The organism is Arthrobacter sp. TJ-58 (assembly GCF_058269295.1).
In genome coordinates this window covers 14728-32144 of the sequence record NZ_JBZCNM010000005.1, presented here as the reverse complement: position 1 = coordinate 32144, position 17417 = coordinate 14728, and the positions used below count along the sequence as shown (strand labels likewise).

19 protein-coding genes are annotated in these 17417 nt (G+C 66.0%); 7 read left to right on the top strand and 12 right to left on the bottom strand.

Annotated elements, in window-relative coordinates; genetic code table 11:
* Positions 1-13 precede the first annotated feature (13 nt).
* Both AC4D2W_RS14665 and AC4D2W_RS14660 read left to right on the top strand, forming a co-directional pair.
* Entirely contained in the window at positions 14-949 is a 936-nt protein-coding gene (locus tag AC4D2W_RS14665; protein WP_490927658.1) for an HNH endonuclease, read from the top strand.
* 13 nt (positions 950-962) lie between these two features.
* Entirely contained in the window at positions 963-1346 is a 384-nt protein-coding gene (locus AC4D2W_RS14660; protein ID WP_400933899.1) for an RNA-binding S4 domain-containing protein, read from the top strand.
* Between the two features lie 81 nt (positions 1347-1427).
* On the opposite strand, the gene AC4D2W_RS14655 is transcribed toward AC4D2W_RS14660, so the two are convergent.
* The 3 genes from AC4D2W_RS14655 to AC4D2W_RS14645 form a co-directional block, all read right to left on the bottom strand.
* Positions 1428-2717 (bottom strand): MFS transporter, encoded by a 1290-nt coding sequence (locus tag AC4D2W_RS14655; protein WP_490927657.1) that lies wholly within the window; start codon positions 2715-2717, stop codon positions 1428-1430.
* Positions 2718-2751: 34 nt separating this feature from the next.
* Positions 2752-4281: a succinyl-CoA:acetate CoA-transferase ScpC gene (gene scpC / locus AC4D2W_RS14650; protein WP_490927656.1), complete on the bottom strand. Its 1530-nt coding sequence runs from the start codon at positions 4279-4281 to the stop codon at positions 2752-2754.
* 134 nt (positions 4282-4415) lie between these two features.
* A complete protein-coding gene (locus AC4D2W_RS14645) occupies positions 4416-4595 on the bottom strand; it encodes a hypothetical protein (RefSeq protein ID WP_490927655.1) in 180 nt (59 codons plus the stop codon).
* A gap of 76 nt (positions 4596-4671) precedes the next feature.
* On the opposite strand from AC4D2W_RS14645, the gene AC4D2W_RS14640 reads away from it, so the two are divergent.
* The 3 genes from AC4D2W_RS14640 (at position 4672) to AC4D2W_RS14630 (ending at position 6775) form a co-directional block, all read left to right on the top strand.
* Entirely contained in the window at positions 4672-5523 is an 852-nt protein-coding gene (locus tag AC4D2W_RS14640; protein ID WP_490927654.1) for a DUF1684 domain-containing protein, read from the top strand.
* A gap of 18 nt (positions 5524-5541) precedes the next feature.
* On the top strand, positions 5542-6240 hold the full coding sequence (locus AC4D2W_RS14635; RefSeq protein ID WP_490927653.1) for a bifunctional 4-hydroxy-2-oxoglutarate aldolase/2-dehydro-3-deoxy-phosphogluconate aldolase: 699 nt from the start codon (positions 5542-5544) through the stop codon (positions 6238-6240).
* 73 nt (positions 6241-6313) lie between these two features.
* The gene (locus AC4D2W_RS14630; protein ID WP_490927652.1) at positions 6314-6775 is read left to right on the top strand and encodes a GatB/YqeY domain-containing protein; all 462 of its coding nucleotides are present in this window, start codon (positions 6314-6316) and stop codon (positions 6773-6775) included.
* A gap of 46 nt (positions 6776-6821) precedes the next feature.
* Here the strand turns inward: AC4D2W_RS14630 and AC4D2W_RS14625 are convergent, their stop codons facing one another.
* Entirely contained in the window at positions 6822-7460 is a 639-nt protein-coding gene (locus AC4D2W_RS14625) for a peptidyl-tRNA hydrolase (RefSeq protein ID WP_490927651.1), read from the bottom strand.
* Positions 7461-7494: 34 nt separating this feature from the next.
* On the bottom strand, positions 7495-10539 hold the full coding sequence (locus AC4D2W_RS14620) for an alpha-mannosidase (protein ID WP_490927650.1): 3045 nt from the start codon (positions 10537-10539) through the stop codon (positions 7495-7497).
* A 188-nt stretch (positions 10540-10727) separates the two neighbouring features.
* On the opposite strand from AC4D2W_RS14620, the gene AC4D2W_RS14615 reads away from it, so the two are divergent.
* The gene (locus AC4D2W_RS14615; protein ID WP_490927649.1) at positions 10728-11312 is read left to right on the top strand and encodes a dihydrofolate reductase family protein; all 585 of its coding nucleotides are present in this window, start codon (positions 10728-10730) and stop codon (positions 11310-11312) included.
* Positions 11313-11324: 12 nt separating this feature from the next.
* Here the strand turns inward: AC4D2W_RS14615 and AC4D2W_RS14610 are convergent, their stop codons facing one another.
* The 4 genes from AC4D2W_RS14610 to AC4D2W_RS14595 all read right to left on the bottom strand — a co-directional run bounded on the left by AC4D2W_RS14610 (position 11325) and on the right by AC4D2W_RS14595 (position 14454).
* Entirely contained in the window at positions 11325-11744 is a 420-nt protein-coding gene (locus AC4D2W_RS14610) for a hypothetical protein (protein WP_490927648.1), read from the bottom strand.
* 33 nt (positions 11745-11777) lie between these two features.
* A complete protein-coding gene (locus AC4D2W_RS14605) occupies positions 11778-12857 on the bottom strand; it encodes a PLP-dependent cysteine synthase family protein (protein WP_490927647.1) in 1080 nt (359 codons plus the stop codon).
* A gap of 5 nt (positions 12858-12862) precedes the next feature.
* Complete coding sequence (locus AC4D2W_RS14600) at positions 12863-13834, bottom strand: patatin-like phospholipase family protein (RefSeq protein WP_490927646.1); 972 nt, start codon at positions 13832-13834, stop codon at positions 12863-12865.
* Between the two features lie 122 nt (positions 13835-13956).
* Positions 13957-14454, bottom strand: coding sequence for a GNAT family N-acetyltransferase (locus AC4D2W_RS14595; RefSeq protein WP_490927645.1), 498 nt, complete (start codon positions 14452-14454; stop codon positions 13957-13959).
* Positions 14455-14528: 74 nt separating this feature from the next.
* On the opposite strand from AC4D2W_RS14595, the gene AC4D2W_RS14590 reads away from it, so the two are divergent.
* Positions 14529-15275 (top strand): dienelactone hydrolase family protein, encoded by a 747-nt coding sequence (locus tag AC4D2W_RS14590; protein WP_490927644.1) that lies wholly within the window; start codon positions 14529-14531, stop codon positions 15273-15275.
* A 30-nt stretch (positions 15276-15305) separates the two neighbouring features.
* On the opposite strand, the gene AC4D2W_RS14585 is transcribed toward AC4D2W_RS14590, so the two are convergent.
* From AC4D2W_RS14585 to AC4D2W_RS14575, 3 genes are all read right to left on the bottom strand, one after another.
* Entirely contained in the window at positions 15306-15533 is a 228-nt protein-coding gene (locus AC4D2W_RS14585; RefSeq protein WP_490927643.1) for a hexameric tyrosine-coordinated heme protein, read from the bottom strand.
* A gap of 183 nt (positions 15534-15716) precedes the next feature.
* Complete coding sequence (locus AC4D2W_RS14580) at positions 15717-16754, bottom strand: CU044_5270 family protein (protein ID WP_490927642.1); 1038 nt, start codon at positions 16752-16754, stop codon at positions 15717-15719.
* Complete coding sequence (locus tag AC4D2W_RS14575; protein ID WP_490927641.1) at positions 16720-17316, bottom strand: RNA polymerase sigma factor; 597 nt, start codon at positions 17314-17316, stop codon at positions 16720-16722. Before AC4D2W_RS14575 ends, AC4D2W_RS14580 begins: the two co-directional genes overlap by 35 nt.
* Positions 17317-17417 lie beyond the last annotated feature (101 nt).

Sequence of the window (17417 nt, the reverse complement as noted above, 5' to 3'; positions counted from 1 at the left end):
CAGAGGAGAACTAATGGCCGCCGTAGTGCTCGGCTGGAATCCGGCCACAGCATTTGGTGCCGGCCCCGGCCGTACGGATTACGCGATGGCTGCCGCGACGGTGGACAGCACGGGGCTCTTCGGCACCCGGTGGCGCGTGGGGCGCGGTCAGCATCTGGACCGCGGAACCGATGTGTGGCTGTTTGCCCAGGGCCGGCACGGCCGCGGACTGCTCGGACACGGCGTCGTGGCTTCGGGTCCACAGCCCGGGGCAGCCCTGCCGGCCCGGCTGGGGCTGCTGGCAGGCATCGTCTTTGATCTGCTTCTGCCTCCCGGTGACGCCCTGCCGGCCGAGGTGCTGACGGCGAGCGTTCCGGATCTGAACTGGAGCGCGGTGCGCAGTACGGGAACCGTGGTTCCGGAGCAGGTACAGGGACAGGTTCGTGCGGCGTGGGCCTCATATCTGCGGTCGAGGCCGGTCCCGGAAGGCTGGCAGGGCGCAGTGGATCCCACCATCCCGGTTCCGGGAAGCATGTCCCAGGACACGCTCAGGCAGGTGGCCGTGAACCGCTATGAACATGATCCCGATGCCGTTCAGCGGTGCGTCGCGTTCCACGGCACCTCCTGCGCAGCGTGCGGGTTGTCGATGCAGCAGGTTTACGGGCCGAACGGGGCGAACTTTGTGCAGGTGCATCACATTGTCCCGCCCGCCGCCATCGGACCGGACTACACCCTGGATCCGGTGGCTGATCTGGTGCCGCTGTGCCCCAACTGCCATGCCATGGCCCACCGCGGCGCCCCCGATCCCTACACTCCGGCGGAGCTTCGGCAGATGCTGGCCTCGGCCGCCGGCCCGCTGCCCGTCCGGAATTCCCTGCCCGGCACGGTGCCCACACCCGAACAGCTGGACGCCCAGGACGACGCCGACCGCCTCCGGAATGCGCCCTCCAGCGGTGCGGACACGCAGTAGAATCGGTAACCCCATGAGCATTCCAGCCAGTACCTCAAAATCAGTCCGCGTGGATGCCTGGCTCTGGGCCGTTCGGGCCTACAAGACCAGGTCTGCTGCCACCGCCGCCTGCCGGGCCGGCCATGTGCGGCTCAACGGCAACCCGGCCAAGGCTGCCCAGCCGGTCCAGCCCGGGGACACCATCCGGGTGCGCCAGCCGGGCTACGAACGCATCTTGGAAGTCCGCCAGCTGATCGCCAAGCGGGTGGGCGCAGAGGCTGCGTCCCATTGCTTTACCGACCACACGCCGCCGCGCCCCGTTGGTCCCGCCCTCGGGATACCGATGCGGGACCGGGGCGCGGGACGCCCCACCAAGAAAGACCGCCGCGAGATCGACCGGCTGCGCGGGGACCGCTGACCCGGCCGGACCGGCGGTAACCGGCGGGTCAAGGTATGCGGGTCAGGTCTGCGGGTCAGGCCTGCGGGTCAGGCCTGCGGGTTAGGCCTGCGGCAGGACTCCCGCGCCGGCAGGGCGCAGCTGATCGTCCACAAACCGCGGGGCGGCCGCAAGGATCCCGGCGGCGGCCATGGCCGCGGAGGAAGCGATCAGGATGATCAGCGGCACCGTCCAGCTTCCCGTGGATTCATGCAGCGCGCCGATGGCGAAGGGCCCCAGCGCCGCCAGCAGGTATCCCGCGGGCTGGCAGAATCCGGATAGCTCGGCCGTGACCAGAGGGCTTCGGGAACGCGCGATGATCAGGGTCAGCGCCGTCGGGAAAGCGAAACCTCCCACGCCCAGCAGGAGGGCCCAGAGCCAGGGCACCTCGGCGGGTGCCAGCAGCAGGCCCACGTAGCCGGCACCGGTGCAGACGGCCAGCGCGGCAACATAGAACTTCAGGCCCGGCGCCCGTGCCACCAGCGAGGGCATGATCAATCCGCCCGGAATTCCGAGTGACGCGATAATGGCTGTCATCAGGCCCGCGGAGGACTGGCTCAGCCCCGCGTCGCGGTAGATTTGCGCGGCCCAGCCAAACTGCACGTACGCATTCATGGACTGGACACCAAAGTACACGCACAGAGCCACAGCAGTGCGCGACGACGTGATGCGCACGCGCCTGGCGCCACCCGCCGTCGTTCTTCCGGCCTCGGCGCGTTCGTCCGCTCCCGCGCGCCGGTCCCGAAGCGAAATCAGGGTCCAGGGGACAACGGCAATCAGCGCGGCGGCGCCCCACACCCTGATGCTGAGCTGCCAGCCGTCCGCGCCGCCCGCGGACAGCGGTCCGGCGATCAGCAGCGGAAGGGTTGCACCCACCGCCAGCGTAGTGCCGTACACGGAGTTCAGCAGGGCAGTCCGAGCACCCCCGTGCCGTTTAATGAAGGCCGGGACGAGGATGTTGCCCACCGCCATGCCGGAAAATGCCAGTACTGTCAGGGCCAGGAACACCGCGGAGGACTCCACCACGGACCGCAGCAGCAGCCCCGCCGCCACTGCGGCCAGCCCCATAGTGATGGTGCGGCTGAGCCCTGCCCTGCGGGAGAGGGACACGGCGAGCGCTCCAATGACCGCGAACGTGAGCCCGGGCAGAGCGGTCAGGACCCCGGCCTGAGTGGATCCCATGCCCAGGGCTGCTTCCAGCTCGGCCAGGACCGGGCCCACCGACGTCGCTCCGGGACGAAGGTTGACGGCAATCAGGACGACGGCGGCAGCAGCGGCCCAGAGGGGCAGCGCAACACGTCCCTTGCGCCGGCCTTTTGGTTTTCCGACTCCCGGGCTTTGAATTTCACTCACTGAAGAGTTCTAGCATGCGCCGGGGAAAATTACGTTAGGCCGGAACCTGCTCCGGAATACGGCTGTCACCGGTCTCCACGAATCGCTGATGCCAGGACAGGGCCTCGTCCAGCAGATGCGGGGTGTGCTTGCCGAAGCTCTCCCGGCAGGCGCGGTCAAAGTAGTCCTGCAGCAGCGGCTGGAAGTCCGGGTGCGCGCACTTTTCAATAATCGTGCGGGCGCGCTGCTTGGGAGAGAGGCCGCGAAGGTCGGCGAGGCCCCGCTCGGTCACAACCAGCATGGTGTCATGCTCGGTGTGGTCCACGTGGCTGACCATCGGAACGATTCCGGAAATCTTGCCTCCCTTAGCCGTGCTCGGCGACAGGAAGGCAGACAGGAAACCGTTGCGGGCAAAGTCGCCGGATCCGCCGATCCCGTTCATCATGGCGGTTCCGGCAACGTGGGTGGAGTTCACATTGCCGTAGATGTCCGCCTCGATCATGCCGTTCATGGCGATGCAGCCCAGGCGGCGGATGAGTTCGGGATGGTTGGAGATTTCCTGGGTGCGCAGGATGATCCGCTTGCGGTAGAAGTCGATATTGGAGTTGAACTCCTCAATTCCTGCCGGGCTGAGTGAGAAGGATGTTGCGGACGCCACCCGGATAACCCCGTCCCGGATCAGGTGCAGCATGCCGTCCTGGATCACTTCGGTGTAGGCAGTCAGGCCGGTGTATCCCGAGGTGGCCAGCCCGCCCAGGACCGCGTTGGCAATGTTGCCCACGCCGGACTGCAGCGGCAGCAGCTTGTCCGTCAGGCGGCCGGCCCGGATTTCGTCGCCAAAGAAGTCGATCAGGTGTCCGGCTATCTGCTGCGAGGTTTCATCGGGGGCCGCGAACGGCGTCATGCGGTCCGGAGCGTCGGTTTCGACAACGGCGATGACCTTCTCGGGGTCCAGCCGCAAATAGGGTTCACCGATCCGGTCATCGGGGTTCACCAGCATGATGGGTTTGCGGTGCGGCGGCAGGGCGGTCCCGTAATAGACGTCGTGCATTCCGTCCATGGCTTCGGGCTGCTGGAGGTTGACCTCCAAGATGATCCTGTCCGCCTGCTCGATCCAGGTCTTGTTGTTGCCAACTGACGACGACGGTATCAGCGAGCCGTCCTCGTTGATGCCCACCACCTCGATCACGGCAAGGTCAATATGGCCGTAGAACCCAAACCAGGTGTACTGGGCCACGTGCCCAAGGTGGATGTCGATGTACTCGAGTTCGCCGTCGTTAATCCGCTTCCGCAGGGTGGGATCGGACTGGTACGGCAGACGCAGTTCCATGCCTCCGGCCTTTGCGAGCACGCCGTCGAGCTCGGGGGCGGTGGAGGCGCCGGTCAGCACCTTGATCTGGAAGTCCTCGCCGCGGGCATGGGCTTCCTCCATTTGGAGGGCGAGAGCCTGCGGCACTGCCTTGGGATAGCCTGCTCCGGTGAAACCGCTCATCGCCACGGTCATGCCTGGTTTGATGAGCGCGGCGGCCTGTTCAGCAGACATCCTGCGCCCAAAAAGTCCTTCGTGGTGAATGCGGTCGTGCATGGTGGCCTTTCCTAGATGGGACCAACCAACACTATCCGCTGTGAGGCGTGCGTCATATTCGGGTGTCTTTCAGGACACAGCCGGGGCCTGCCGCGGGACGAGTTTCGCGCGAGGAAGGAGGCGGCAGGAGTGCGCTACACCGACCGGCCGGAGGTCTGCTGGATTTGTTTCAGGACGGACTCCAATTCCGTGCTCAGGGCGCCCAGCGCGGCACTGTTGTTTTCGACGGCGAGGGCAGCCACCAGTTCTGTCTGGCGGCGCCGCAACTGCTCAAGTGAAGGACCGGATGTGTTGCTGTTTTCCATGTTTTCCATGCCTCATCCTACAAAGCTCCCCGCTACACTTCCTCAAGCGGCGGGTTAAACAATCGTCCGCTGAACCGGAGGAACCATGGACACCCCCACGCCCGAAGCTTTGGAGCAGTGGCACCACTTTCGCAGCACCAGAAACGCCGAGCTGTTGCAGGAGCACGGCTGGCTGACCCTGACGTCCCTGCAGTGGCTGACGGACCGGCCCGCACCGGCGGAAGGCCTTCCCGGGCTGTGGTCCGCAGACGGCGCCGCCGCAGTGCTGTCCGCCGCCGCGGCGGACGGCCTGGCCCTGGCATCAACCGGCCTCCCCGTTGACGGGACAGTGACCGCGTCCCTCGAGGACGAGGAATCGCTGTCCTGGGTGTACACCGGCGGCCCCGGCGGCCGGCAGATTTTGGTGGAGCTGGCCCGTCGCGGAGGGCGCTTTGCGCTGCGCACCCGGGACTCAGCATCTCCCGTATTTACCGCTTTCACGGGCGTCCCGATGTTTGATTTCCGGCCGGATCTGGTAATCCGGGGCCGGTTTGCGGCGTATCCCGAGCCGGTGGAGGTCCCGATCCGCACCGCTCATCCCGCCGTCGACGGCGTGCATCTCACGGTGGGTGAAGTGGTGTTCCGCCTGCCCGGTTCGGAACAGGACTGCCGACTGCAGGTCAGCGGCGAAGGGGACAGCCGTCTGGCCCTCACCTTTCACGACGCAACCAACAACCACAGCACGGCCGGATGGCGGAAGGTCGCCTTCGAGGTGCCCGCACCGGGGACGTCCGAGGTGACGGTGGACTTCAACCGCGCCGTCAATTACCCCAGCGCGTTCACGCCTTTTGGAACCTGCCCCATGCCGGTGGGCGGCAACATTATCGGTTCCCCTGTGGAGGCCGGTGAAAGGCAGCCGGAGATGCAGCCAAACATACAGCCGGCGCCGCACGAGTAGCGTCCCGGAGGTTTCACCGTGAGCACCGAACCCGTCAGCCCCCTGCCAAACCGGGCCCCGATGGGCGGCGCCCTCCAACAGAGCCGGATCATGGCAGTGCTTGAGACGGGCGCTTTCCCGGATGCCGGATCCGGCCCGGACCTCACCCGGGTCGCGGCTGCGGCGGACACGCTGGTGGCCAACGGTGTGGGCTGCCTGATGCTGGCACACGCTTCGCCGGGAACTCTCCAGGTTCTGGAACATCTCCGGCTGCGGCTTCCCTCGGACGTGGAGCTGGGTATCGGCGGGGTTCTGACTCCCGACGACGTGGTCCGGGCCGCCGGTGCCGGAGCCCGCTTTGTCACATCTGCCCATGTGGCCCCGGACGTCGTCCATTCCGCCCACAGCTGCGGAATTGCCAGTTATCCCGGTGCCCTCACACCGAGTGAGGTCCACCTCGCCTGGCGGACCGGCGCAACAGCGGTGCAGCTCTTTCCCGCCGGGTTCCAGGGACCGGCCTATCTGACCGCGATCCGGCGGGCGCTTTTTTCGGTGCCTCTGATCGCTGCCGGCGGCATCGAGTGGAAACAGGCGGCCGACTGGCTGGCAGCAGGTGCAGCCGCCGTTGGACTGGGCCGTTCCCTTCTCGGCGATGCCCTGCTCCCCGGCGGGAACCTCCGTGCCCTGGGTGTTCGGACCCGTTTGGTCTGCGCCGCCGCGGCGGAAGCGCCGCTGTGATCTCCGGGCTAAGACCGCGCAGCTGAGATCATGGAAGAAGCATCCCCACGTTCTCCACCGGAAATGAGACCCCATGACACTCAAAGAACAGCTCCAGGCCGATATGAAGACCCATATGAAGGCCGGCAACCGCACCGCCCTGATGACGGTGCGCAACGTGCTCGGTGAAATCGAAACCCGGGAGAAGTCCGGCAAAACCCCCGTGGAACTCGACGACGCGCAGGTCATTTCCCTGTTGCAGAAGGAATCCGCCAAGCGCCGGGACACCGCGGGAATTTACCGTGAGGCCGGCGAAACTGAGCGCGCTGACGCTGAAACCGCGGAAGCCGAAATCATCGAAGCCTACCTGCCGGCGCCCCTCACCGCGGCTGACGTCGAAGCCATTGTGGACGAGGCTGTGGCTGAGCTGACGGCCAACGGCACCGAACTGTCCATGCGCCAGATGGGTGCGCTCATGAAGCCGGTTACGGCCAAGGTTGCCGGACGTTTCGACGGCAAGGCTGTCAGCGAGATTGTCCGCAGCCGCCTCTCCTGATTTCAGCATTGCTCCGTATCACCGCCGGAGTGCGCGGCCGCCGGATCTAGCCGGCGGCCGCAACGAAGGCGGTAGCCGTATTCGGGGCAATCTCCGTCATCCCCGCATCAACAATCAGCGGTCCGGCGCCCGGATCCTTTGCGAGCGCAGTGAACTCGGTTCCCGCGGCGAGCCGGACGCTGGCCGGGCGTCCGCCGTCGTACCAAGCGGTCCGTTCCTCACCGGACAGTGTCAGGTACCAGGCCAGCAGGGCATGGGCTGCCTGGGCGCCGGCTTTACCCGTGGACATCTCCAGATCCTCGTTCACCACGATCACCGGCGCCCCGGGCGCCCCGGGAGCCGGAGCATCATCGGGCAGATGCGTGCCGGAAACCTGCAGTCCGCGCAGTTTCTTGGGCATCTCCTCGTAGGTCACCGGCTCAAAGGCAACAGCCTTCGCGCGGCCGACGACGACGGTTCCCGACGGCGCTGAAGCCGCCATCTTTTCGAACACCTTCGGTCCCGCCCGCCGAACGGTCTTGGTGAACCGGCCGAACACCCAGTTCTCCCAGGCGGTGTCCTCGGTCCTGCGGGCGTAGGCGCTCACGCTGGCGACGGCGGCCGCAGCCACCGCATCCAGGTGGGCTGCGGGATCTTCCTTATCCACGAGCAGGACGATCGGCTGGACAGTGTCGCTGGGTTGCATGCTTCTAGTTTTTCACGACCCGGCAGTCTGTTTTTTACCGCCCCCGTGCCCCGCGCCGGAATCGCAGCGTGGCGATCTGGAACGGACGGAGCAGCAGTTCCACCGTTTCCCCTTCCGCTCCCCCGCCAATCACCAGCGGCAATCCGGACGGTACGGCCCGTTCCAGCAGGTCGGCGGCGACGACGTCGTCGTAGCTGAACCCCGTCCGCACCGTTGCGCCGGCACGGCTTCCGTGCGCTTCATACAGCCGCACAATGACATCGCCGCTGCGGTCTTCGGCCAGTTTCACTGCTTCCACCACCACGGCCGGGTTGTCCACCGTCACCACCGGAGTTACGGCCGTGCCGGCAACGCCGCTGATCCGGCGCAGGGGAAGGTTCAGCCGGTAGCCTTCGGCAACCGCCTCCGGAATTCCGGCCGCCGGACGCAGCGAAAACCGGAAGCTGTGCGGACCTTGATCAGCCGTGGGATCGGGAAACACCGGGCCGCGCAGCAGGGACAGCCGGACAGTGGTGCAGCTCCGGCCCTCCACCAGTTCGCGGAAGGTGTCATGGCCGTAGGTGGAATCGTTGGCCACGGCCACCCCGTAGCCCGGCTCCCCCACATGGATCCACCGGTGTGCCACTGCCTCAAACCGTGCCGCGTCCCAGGAAGTGTTGGCGTGGGTGGGCCGGTACAGGTGGCCAAACTGGATTTCCGATGCCGCTTGGGCGGCGTGAACGTCCAGCGGGAAGGCGAGTTTGAGCAGTTTCTGCTGCTCATGCCAGTCGACCTCAACCTCCAGGTCCACCGCGGCTCCGTCCGGGCTCAGGGAGATCCGCTGCACGAGGGTGGAGTTGCCAAAGGAGCGCGTGATCCTCAGGATGCGGTTGCCGCTGCCGTTCTCCATCTCCATGGCGTCCGGCTGCATCAAATCCAGGGTGCTGAACTTGTAGGAGGCATCGAGGTCCCAGGCATCCCACTGGTTGGGGGTGTCTCGGAAGAGCTGGAACAGGTTGCCCGGACGCCCCGGCAGGAAGACTTCCCGGCCGCCGGGCAGGTCCGACAGTGAACGGAACAGCCCCTCGCTGTCTACGGCCAGCCGCAGCCGGCTGCTGCTGATGACCCATCCGTCCATCCAGCGCTGCCAGGTCCACGGACCGGGTTCGGGCGCCGGTCCCGCTCCGCCGGCCGGCACTCCCGCCACGGGATACGGCCCGGCATTCAGCGCCGCCCTCTGGCCGCCGTCGCCCAGCAGCGCCCGCGCGGAGTTTTCAATCAGAACCCGCAGCCCGGCGGCCACGAGCGCGTAGTTGCGCTCAGCCTCCTGGTAGACCCAGGCGATGGACGTACCCGGCAGGATGTCATGGAACTGCTGCAGCAGAACCGTCTGCCACGCCTGTTCCAAGCCCTCGTAGGGGTATTCAGCGCCCATGCGCAGGTGCGCAGCCACAGCCCACAGCTCCGCTTCGCGCAGCAGGTGTTCGCTCCGGCGGTTTCCCTGTTTGGTGTTGGCCTGGCTGGTGTAGGTGCCCCGGTGGAACTCCAGGTACAGCTCTCCGGACCAGATGGCCGGCTCCGCGAGCTCGGCCTCCGCCGCCGCAAAGAACCGCTCCGGTCCGGAGAGCCGGACCGCAGGGGATCCTTCCAGCGAGGCCGTGCGGCGGGCAGCCGCCAGCATCTCCCGCGTGGGCCCGCCACCGCCGTCGCCCCAGCCGAACGGCACCAGCGAGGTGTTTCCGAACCCCTTTTCCTTGTACTGGCGCTGGGCGTGGGCCAGCTCCCGTCCGGACAACTCGGAGTTGTACGTATCCACCGGCGGGAAGTGGGTAAACAGAGATGAACCGTCGATGCCCTCCCACCGGAAGGTACTGTGCGGCATGACGTTGGTTTCATTCCAGGAAATCTTCTGCGTCAGGAACCAGCGCGCACCGGCCGCCCGGGCAATCTGCGGCAGGGCCGCCGAGTATCCAAATGAATCCGGCAGCCACACCATCTCCGATTCCACCCCGAAGTTCTCCAGGAAGAACCGCTTGCCGGCCAGGAACTGGCGGGCCAACGCCTCTCCTCCGGGCAGGTTCGTGTCCGCTTCCACCCACATGCCGCCCGCCGGAACAAACCGTCCGGCCGCCACCTGTTCCGCCACCCGGGCGAACAGCTCCGGGTAATACTGCTTCAGCCAGGCGTACTGCTGCGCCGAGGAGGCAGTAAAAACGAAATCAGGGTCCTGCTCCATCAGCTCCAGCACGTTGGCAAAAGTGCGTGCCACCTTGCGCACCGTTTCCCGCACCGGCCACAGCCAGGCACTGTCAATGTGGGCATGCCCCACTGCGTGGACCCGGTGCGCGCTGGCGTAGGCCGGAGATGACAGCACTCCGGCCAGCTCCGCCCGGGCCGCCGCTGCCGTACCCGAAACATCCGCGGGGTCCACCGTGCTGACCGCCCGCTCCATGGCCCGCAGGATGTCATAGCGGCGGGGCAGGTCCATCGGCAGTTCATGCATCAGTCCGTTGAGGGTGATGAAATCCTGGGCCAGATTCCACGCCTCGACATCCAGCAGGGCGGCGTCGGCCGTCCGGAAAACGTAGAGCGGATCAGTGCCTGCCGTCGCCGGGTCGCCCAGCGGGGTGGGCGCATAGCTAAATCCGGCAATGACATTGGGGTTGGAAGCGGCTTCCACGTAAAACTCAAAGGGCTCGCCCGGACCCTGCCGGAGCGGAACGTGCAGGTTCCGCGGTTCCACCGCTTTCACAATGTTGCCGGACGGCGTGTAGACCAGAGCTTCCGCCTGAAATCCCGGACCCTGCCCGTCAAAGCCGAGATCGATGAGCAGCTCCGGCCGGTACCCGCTGCCCTCATTGATTTCAGGAACCAGCCCCGACACGTGGAACCATGTGGTTCCCCACGGGGCGCCCCACGGCTGTCCAGCACTGAAGGGCAGGAATTCCCGGGTGACCGCCTGGGTGAACGGCACCGGTTCCCCCGGCGCCTCCCAAACAGAGACTTCCGCCGGCGTCCGGTTTCTCCAGAGGCTGCCGGGCAGGCGTTCACGGAGGAACCTGTTGATGCGGGCTTCCGCCAGTTCGCGGCTGTCGTGCACGGGGAACCTACCCTCTCATCAGCCTGCTCCTGGCGAAGGCACCGTCCTCTTTACCGGAGGAGCCCGCATTGGCAGATACCGGATGCTAACGTGGCGGCACGACCCGGCGGAAGGCATCGGCCGGGTCCCTTCAGCAACATCCCTTCAGCAACATTCAGCGGGATCCCTTCAGAGAAGAGGAGGACGGCATGGGGCGGTTGATCTATACGTGCATTACTTCGCTGGACGGTTATGTGGCGGATGCGGACGGGAACTTCGACTGGAGCATGCCGGATGAGGAAGTCCACGCCTTCGTCAACGACCTGGAGCGCAACACCGGCACCCAGCTCTACGGCCGGGGACTGTATGAGGTGATGGCGGCCTGGGAAACCATGGACACCGCTTCCGAGCCGCCGGCTGTCCGGGATTACGCCGAAATCTGGAAGGGTGCGGAGAAGATTGTCTTTTCCCGGTCACTGGCAAACGCGGACACGTCCAACACCCGGCTGGAGCGGGACTTCGATCCCGGCGCCGTCCGCCGGCTGAAGGAAGAATCCGGCCGGGACCTGTCCATCGGCGGCCCGCTGCTGGCCGCTCAGGCGCTGCGGGCAGGGCTGGTGGATGAGATACAGCAGCTGCTCTCGCCCGTCGTCGTCGGCGGCGGAAAACCGTTCCTGCCCGACGGACTGCGGCTCAACCTCGAACTGCTCGACGAGCGCCGGTTCAACAACGGCGTGGTGTTCCTGCGCTACGGTATCCTGCCCGGCACCGCCGGACGCGCGGGCGCCGGTTAGAGCCCGACCGTTCTACAGGCTGACGGCGGCGGTGATTTCGTTGACGAACGTTTCGGTTTCGGCAGCGTTCCGGAAACCGTAGGACACTTCGCGGACTGCGTCTTCCCGGGACTGGGGAACCGTGTGGTACTTCAGCGCTTCAAAGCTGCCGGGCTCGGTAACCGGCTCCACCAGTGACCGGTGCACCAGATGCGGGAACTGGCGCAGGGTCGGATCGATGCGCCACTGGTCCGTTTCAATCCAGAAATGGTCCCCCATGCCCGAGCTTCCGCTGGCCACGCGGACGCCCTCAATGCCCGCGCCCGCCATCAGCCACGCCAGGGTGAACGACGCCGGGGCGCCCAAACCTGATCCGTAGGGGATGTGGGCCTCAGCTACTGCCGCTGTCTGTTCTGCAAGGCGGGTGGCTTCCTGGTGGCTGAGTGATCGCATAGTTCCATATTCCCAGTCCGATGCCAGCAGAACCTATTTGGGCCAGCGCCCGGTCTCGAACAGCTCCTTCAGCTGCGCGGCCGCCGGGGCCGGATCCAGTCCCCGGGAGGCCAGCCAGGCGTCGTCGCCGTAGGAGGCCGCGTACCGGTCCCCGGAATCACACATGAGGGAAACAATGCTGCCGGCCCGGCCCTCGGCTTCCATCTGCGCCCCCAGCTGCCACACTCCCCACAGGTTGGTTCCGGTGGAGGGCCCGGCATGAAGACCGGCGGAGGCATAGAGGTGCCGGGCAGCGGCAACGGAGGCACCGTCGGGCACCTGGATCATGTGGTCGATGACGGCGGGAACAAAACTGGGTTCCAGCCGCGGCCTGCCTATGCCCTCAATGCGGGAGGGACCGCCGACGGCGGATGTCCCGGGACTCTGCCAGGCCGGGAAAAACGCGGAGTTTTCCGGGTCCACCACTGCCAGCCGGGTTCCATGGCGGTGGTACCGGATGTAGCGGCCGATCGTCGCGCTGGTTCCGCCGGTTCCGGCTCCCACCACAATCCACTCCGGCACGGGGAAGTCCTCCAGCTTCAGCTGTCCGAACATCGATTCGGCAATATTGTTGTTTCCGCGCCAGTCCGTGGCCCGCTCCGCGTAGGTGAACTGATCCATGTAATGCCCGCCGGCGGTGCGCGCTATCTCCTCCGCAGCCGCGTACACCTGGGAAGGATCATCCACAAAGTGGCAGGTGCCGTTGTACTGCTCGATCAGCGCGATCTTCTCGGCGCTGGTGGTGCGGGGCATGACGGCCACGAACGGCAGATCCAGCAGCTGGGCAAAATAGGCTTCGGAGACGGCGGTGGAACCGCTGGAGGCCTCCACGATGGTCATCCCGCGGGTAATCCAGCCGTTGACCAGGCCAAAGAGGAACAGCGACCGCGCGAGCCGGTGCTTGAGGCTGCCGGTGCGGTGGGTGGACTCGTCCTTGAGGTACACCTTCACGGACCAGCCCGCCGGGACGGGAACTTCAAACAGGTGGGTGTCGGCGGAGCGGTTGTTGTCGGCCTCGATGCGCCGGATGGCGTCCTCGGACCAGCGTCGGTTTTCCGCCTGGGTAATAGTCACCCGATTCAGCCTACAGGCGGCTCCTGCAGCGCAGCGGACAACCGGTCCAGCTCAGCGGATGACTCCAGGACCATTTTCTCGGCCGTGGCCAGCAGCCCCAGGATGTTTTTCGGGCTCGCGTCGTCGGAGTCGTGGTGCGTGCCGGGCAGCAGACGGGTCTGGATCCGGACATAGTCCCTGCCCAGGAATTGACGCAGGCTCTCGCGCATCAGCTGCCCCGGACCCTCGAGCACCATGGAGAAGTCAGGCTCGGGACCCCGGGTATCGGCTCTGTTGCGGGTCTGTTCCGAACTCAGCAGCAGCCCGGACGATGTCTCGCTGGTGCCGGTGCCCAGCGAGACCAGCAGCACGCCGTCGTCGGCCGCCGGAAGTGACCGGCCCAGCGTGTAAGCCACCAGCGCCGGATCATCGGCGGCCAGCCCGCCGTCCACCAGTTCCCGGGCTGCGCCGCCCGGATCGGTGTAGTCCACGGCGGGAAAGTACTTCGGCAGGGATGAAGTCGCCCGGGCTGCAAGCGCCATATCCGCATCACCGAGCTGTGACTGGTCCAGCCCGCCGCCGGTAAAGTGCAGCGCCCGGGTGTGGACCAAATCGCACGTCACAACGCCCACGGGACGGTATGCCTCGGACAGTTTCGTGTCTCCCATGACCTGGTGCAGGAACTCCTGCAGCGGTGCGGCGGAATAGGCGGCCGCTCCCGGCGCCGGCGCCTTCGCCGGCTGTTTCGCACCGTGGCGGGGGAATATCTTCTTCACGCTGCGCAGGTCCAGGTGCCGCAGGTCGGCGGCACTGTAGGGAGCGCCGCCGTCGCGCGGGCAGGTCAGAGCCAGGGCGATCATTCCGCCCACGGACGTTCCCACAATGAGGTCAAAAAGGTCTGCGGTGCGCTTCCCGGACCGCTTCTCCAGGTGGGTCAGCCAGATGACCGGGATGATGCCGCGGACACCACCGCCGTCAATCGAGAGTATGCGCAGCATGGCGGCTCCTGAGGGGTGCGGTGTAGTGCCAAGGTGCGGTTAACGCTTGCCGCGGGGCCGGGCAGGGTCAAGGTTGCTTTACGGCTGACACTGCTCCGGCGCTGTTTTTTACGCCTGAGGTTCTAGGTGAACCGGTGCACGGCCAGTTCGGAGGCCGGTCCGAAACCGAGCCGGGCATAGAAATCCGCGGATTCCGGCGAGGGAGCCAGCACCATCCGGACGGCTCCGAGGTCCCGGGCAAAAGCCATCGCGGCCTGCATCAGGGCGGTGCCGGCACCGGCGCTGCGGTGTCGAGGCAGCACATACGCATTGCCCAGATACACCCAGCAGGAGGACCCTTTACCCGGCTTGGGCATTCGTTCAAAGATCAGCAGGTTCACCATGCCGATCAGCTCCCTGCCCTCCTCAGCCACGAAGAATTCCCGGGGATTGCCTTCCGCCCAGTGCCGGAAGTCTTCTTCGAATCCATCCGGCAAACCGTCTCCGGCCCCGTCCCCGGCCATGCCGCCGGTTGCTGTGAGCTCCGGGACTGGGCCCGGAGCCTGTTCGGCGCTCCAGAGCGCGCGGAGCCTGGCCAGCTGCGGCACATCTGCAGGGTTCCCCTGACGAACGGTGTACATCGGGGCAGGCTACCAAACCTGCCCTGCCGACGGTCTTCGTGGCTTGGCGGTGCGTTGTGTGGCAGGGTGTCGGCATGGACGAATTGATTGTTATGGGTACGGGTTCCGCTGCGGTTCATTCCTATGTTGCCCGGCCGGAGGGAACTCCGCGGGGCGGCGTCATTGTCATTCACGAGGCGTGGGGGCTGGTCAACCAGATCCGCAGCGTGGCGGATCGGTTTGCCGCGCAAGGCTACCTGGCTGTCGCCCCGGATTTGCTGGGCGAACACGGCATCACCGATGACGTCGCCACGGAACTCGGCGAGCAGCTCTTCAACCCGGATCCCGAGCAGCGCCACGCCGCGCAGCCGAAGCTGCGGGAACTGATGTCACCGTTCCGCTCCCCGGACTTCTCAGCCCAGGCTTCGGCGCGGGTGCAGTCCTGCTTTGAGTATCTGGAGTCCGCCGAGGGCGTGAACGGGCGGATCGGCGTCGTCGGCTTCTGCATGGGAGGAACCTTTGCCCTCTCCCTCGCCGTCCAGGAACCGCGGCTCAAGGCCTGCGTCTCCTTCTACGGCCGGGCCGACTTCTCCGTTCCCGAGCTTTCAACCGTCACTTGCCCTGTTCTGGCCTTCTACGGTGATCAGGACACCGATTTGGTGGATAAGCTCCCCGATTTGGGAGCTGCCATGACCGACGCGGGCATCGATTTCACGGCAGAGGTCTATCCCGGCACCGGCCACGCGTTCTTCAACGACACCAACCGGTTTGCCTACGATAAAGGCGCCGCCGACGACGCCTGGCAGCTCACGCTGGAGTTCCTGGGCAGGACGCTGGCCTAGTTCCGCCCAGCCCCCTCCGGAGGGAGCAGGTCAGCGCCAGTAGTTGTTGGCGGCAGCGATCGTCGCGAACTCGGTGGCAACCACATGGCCGGCGGCAATCAGGCCCTCAGGGTTGTTCGCGTACGCGTCGCGGATAATTTCCTGCACGCGGTCGTCAGGCTGGATCGCGAAGGAGGTCTGCAGGGCCAAGCTGAGGGCCAGCCGGCGGCCGTCCTCCGGGCTTGCGCAAATCAGGGTGTTATTAGGAACGAGCTCCATGGTGTCCGTCCTCTCAGGGTGGGCGCGGTGCCCGCGGACCCGCTGTTGCTGCTGGTGAGCGGCGCTGACTGCCCCATTGTGTGCGGCGGTATCTGCCGTTGACAAGGGCCGGGTAAAGCAGGATCACGGGCTCAGGGGCCTTTCGATTCCCACAAGGCCCCTGAGCCCGCGTTGTCCTGCAAATTACGGTGCCGAATCCACGACGGACGTGGTGACCGCGGTCCACTCGATCGCAGTCCCGGCGGGGACGCCGTCAAGGTCCTCAAGCAGCATTTCCCGCTCACCAATGAGCTGACCGGTGGCGGGGTCGATGATGATTTCCTTCCTCGCCTCGTATCTGCTGGTCTTCATTCCCAGGGAGATCCCGGTTCGCCCGTCCAAGGTTGCTTCCTCCTCCACCACGGTCAGGCCCGGAATCAGTGAAGCAGCCTGATAAAGAGCGGCCCGCAGATCGGCAGGGATGACGCCTGTGCGCAGGGTATCGGCAATCGTGATGAAGGCTTCCTCGTCGGGAGTCGGCCCTGCCCCTTGCGTATTTCCATAGATCAGGTCCAGCAGCTTCTTTGGATCTCGGGGGGCGGTGGCGATCGACTCCTCGAGTGGCTGGGCGCCCAGGATGCGCTGCGGCGAACCATAGAACTGTCCCTCCGGTGCTCGCAGGAGCTCACCCTGATAGTCGCTCTCTGCCCCCATCCGCTCGGCCTCCCGGCGCGAGGCGTCGTCAAAGAACTCCACGGGCTCCCCGGGCTCGCGGTTCCAGATCCACTCGCCGCCTCGGTCCGCCGGTATATACAGCTGCCCGTCTTGGCTTTGCAGCCAGACGTACTGCTCCCCTGTCTCCGTGCTCGTATAAGAGGAGTACACAGCTTTGGTATCAACCAGCAGGTACTGCCCCGGCGCCAGCACCGGATCCGAGGCGGCAATGGTGGTGGCGGCGGCGTCATTGAGCACCTGGGCCGCTGCAGCCGTCGCTCCCGACTGTTTATCCGCCCCGACCACGTCCACCGCCACCAGCGCCGCGATCAGCGCGGCTGCCGCAGAGACGGCAAACACCGAGCGGCGCCAGGGTCTCCGGGAGTGCAGAACGGGCGCCGGCACATCGTGTGCGGGCTCTTCCCCTGCGGCCTTCTGCATCAGTCTCTCCCGCCCCGCGGCCAGGACGGCCGGGGGCACGGTTCCGGTCGTGTTACGCGTGGCGCGGAGCAAGTGCAGTTCGTCCATGATCACTGTCCATTTCGTCGAAAAGAGCAAAGCCGAGGTCCGCACGGAGCTTGCGCCGGGCACGGTTAATGCGGGAACGGACGGTGCCAATGGGCACTCCGATGGCAGTGGCGATGCCGTCATAGGTCAGGTCCGCCCAGGCATAGAGAAGGATGGCCTCCCGGTCGATCGGTGCCAGCGCCTGCAGCGCCGCTCCAATCCGTAACCGGTCGCCGTCAGCATCCACCGTCGCGTCCACTAGATCCAGTCCGTCGGCAGCTTCCGCGCGGTGGCCGTTCCGCGCCAGGGCGCGCAGCATTCGCGCTTCGGCCCGGTGATGCCGGCGAAGCAGATTGGTGGCGATGCCAAAAAGCCAGGGCCGTACAGCCTCGGCCGGACCGTCAAAGCTCCCCCGGCGTTCAAAGGCAATCAGAAAGGTCTCCGCCATCACGTCCTCGGCGGCGAAGTCACCGGCACGGCGGGCCGCGAACCGGTAGATGTCCGGCGCATGCCGGTCATAGAGTTCCCCAAATATGGCGGGGCCGCTGTGCGACCGCTCCACAATCTCTTTGTCTGTCTTCACACCCTGTAATGCCCGTTCACCAAAATTGGTTCACGGTTCCCCCGTTTTTATTTTTCTTTCAGCTTTCAGTTTTCTTGGACACTGCATTAAACGACGACGGC

Coding starts and splice junctions, on each gene's coding strand:
- AC4D2W_RS14665 (WP_490927658.1), top strand. CDS start 14: ATGGCCGCCGTAGTGCTCGGCTGGAATCCGGCCACAGCATTTGGTGCC.
- AC4D2W_RS14660 (WP_400933899.1), top strand. CDS start 963: ATGAGCATTCCAGCCAGTACCTCAAAATCAGTCCGCGTGGATGCCTGG.
- scpC (WP_490927656.1), bottom strand. CDS start 4,281: ATGCACGACCGCATTCACCACGAAGGACTTTTTGGGCGCAGGATGTCT.
- AC4D2W_RS14645 (WP_490927655.1), bottom strand. CDS start 4,595: ATGGAAAACATGGAAAACAGCAACACATCCGGTCCTTCACTTGAGCAG.
- AC4D2W_RS14640 (WP_490927654.1), top strand. CDS start 4,672: ATGGACACCCCCACGCCCGAAGCTTTGGAGCAGTGGCACCACTTTCGC.
- AC4D2W_RS14630 (WP_490927652.1), top strand. CDS start 6,314: ATGACACTCAAAGAACAGCTCCAGGCCGATATGAAGACCCATATGAAG.
- AC4D2W_RS14625 (WP_490927651.1), bottom strand. CDS start 7,460: ATGCAACCCAGCGACACTGTCCAGCCGATCGTCCTGCTCGTGGATAAG.
- AC4D2W_RS14615 (WP_490927649.1), top strand. CDS start 10,728: ATGGGGCGGTTGATCTATACGTGCATTACTTCGCTGGACGGTTATGTG.
- AC4D2W_RS14610 (WP_490927648.1), bottom strand. CDS start 11,744: ATGCGATCACTCAGCCACCAGGAAGCCACCCGCCTTGCAGAACAGACA.
- AC4D2W_RS14600 (WP_490927646.1), bottom strand. CDS start 13,834: ATGCTGCGCATACTCTCGATTGACGGCGGTGGTGTCCGCGGCATCATC.
- AC4D2W_RS14595 (WP_490927645.1), bottom strand. CDS start 14,454: ATGTACACCGTTCGTCAGGGGAACCCTGCAGATGTGCCGCAGCTGGCC.
- AC4D2W_RS14590 (WP_490927644.1), top strand. CDS start 14,529: ATGGACGAATTGATTGTTATGGGTACGGGTTCCGCTGCGGTTCATTCC.
- AC4D2W_RS14585 (WP_490927643.1), bottom strand. CDS start 15,533: ATGGAGCTCGTTCCTAATAACACCCTGATTTGCGCAAGCCCGGAGGAC.
- AC4D2W_RS14580 (WP_490927642.1), bottom strand. CDS start 16,754: ATGGACGAACTGCACTTGCTCCGCGCCACGCGTAACACGACCGGAACC.